Origin of the sequence: Dietzia sp. E1 (genome assembly GCF_014145015.1) — a bacterium.
Lineage (GTDB): Bacteria > Actinomycetota > Actinomycetes > Mycobacteriales > Mycobacteriaceae > Dietzia > Dietzia cinnamea_A.
Genome location: NZ_JAALDU010000533.1, coordinates 1 through 1,547 on the forward strand (window position 1 = coordinate 1; position 1,547 = coordinate 1,547).

A 1,547-nucleotide genomic window follows, 5' to 3' on the forward strand; every position below is an offset into this window, starting at 1 on the left:
TTCTGCGCCAGCGTCACCGACCGCACCACCTCGCTCAGCGCCGAGGCGTCCAACGACTCCAACGGCTCGTCCACCGCGCGCAGCGCCCCGAGACCGAACGCCCTCGTCGTCGTCGTATCCAACCCCGTCACCCCCTGCAGCGCCGCGCCATCACTCGAACATGAGAACGAGTTTACCGGCCGCGACGAGATCGCACAAGAGTTCGATACAGCCGCCACCCATTATGTCCGCAGACGACAGCGGCGCCCCTCCTACACGGGAGGGACGCCGCGGCGTGCACCCGAAGGGGCGCGAAGTGGGACGTCAGGCGCCCTTGGACTTGCCCGCCGACTTCAGGTCGTTGCACGCCTCGACCACGCGCTCGGACATGGCCTGCTCGGCCTTCTTGAGGTACGAGCGGGGGTCGTAGGTCTTCTTGTTGCCGACGTCGCCGTCGACCTTGAGCACGCCGTCGTAGTTGGTGAACATGTGCGCGGCCACGGGCCGGGTGAAGGCGTACTGCGTATCGGTGTCGACGTTCATCTTGATGACGCCGTAGCTCAGTGCCTCCTCGATCTCGCTCTTGGCCGAGCCCGAGCCGCCGTGGAAGACGAAGTCGAACGGCAGGTCGCCCTCGTTCAGGCCCAGCTTCTCGACCGCGACCTCCTGGCCCATCTTGAGGACCTCGGGCTTGAGCTTGACGTTGCCCGGCTTGTAGACGCCGTGGACGTTGCCGAAGGTGGCGGCCAGCAGGTAGCGCTGGCCGGTGTTGCCGGCGCCGAGCGCGTCGATGGTCGCCTCGAAGTCCTCACGCGTGGTGTAGAGCTTCTCGTTGATCTCGTTCTCGACGCCGTCCTCCTCGCCGCCGACGACGCCGATCTCGATCTCGAGGATCTGCTTGGCCTTGGCCGTCTTCTCGAGGAGCTCCTTGGCGATCTCGAGGTTGCGGTCGAGCGGGGTGGCCGAGCCGTCCCACATGTGCGACTGGAACAGCGGGTTCTCGCCGCGGTCGACGCGCTCCTGCGAGATCTCGATGAGCGGGCGGACGAACGTGTCCAGCTTGTCCTCGGGGCAGTGGTCGGTGTGCAGGGCCACGAGGATGTCGTACTTGGCCGCCACCACATGAGCGAACTCGGCCAGGGCCACCGCGCCGGTGACCATGTCCTTGACGTTCAGGCCGGAGCCGAACTCGGAACCACCGGTGGAGAACTGGATGATGCCGTCGGAGCCCGCGTCGGCGAAGCCCTTGATGGCCGCGTTGATCGTCTCCGAGGAGGTGCAGTTGATCGCGGGGTACGCGAAACCCTCCCGGCGGGCTCGGTCGAGCATGTCCTTGTACTGTTCGGGAGTTGCGATGGGCATGGGGTCTCCTCCGGTGGTTCAGTTCTGGTGCGGATGGCCTCGGCCGGGGCGCCGGCACCGTTGTGACGGCGGGCGCACCCCACCAGACTAGGCCAGCCCCACCGTGCGCACCCGGGAGCCGCGCGGCACCGCCCTCGACAGGGCTGGCTCGAGCCTCGACAGGGCGGGGCCGGGCCGCCCCGCGGGTTCCCCCGGGGGCTGCCGTC

Annotated in this window: 1 protein-coding gene; it reads right to left on the reverse strand. The window is 67.9% G+C overall.

Features of this window, described 5'->3' with window-relative positions:
• Positions 1-303: 303 nt before the first annotated feature.
• Positions 304-1,341, reverse strand: a complete 1,038-nt coding sequence (gene fbaA / locus G6030_RS15145; RefSeq protein WP_061228946.1) for a class II fructose-bisphosphate aldolase — start codon at positions 1,339-1,341, stop codon at positions 304-306.
• Positions 1,342-1,547 lie beyond the last annotated feature (206 nt).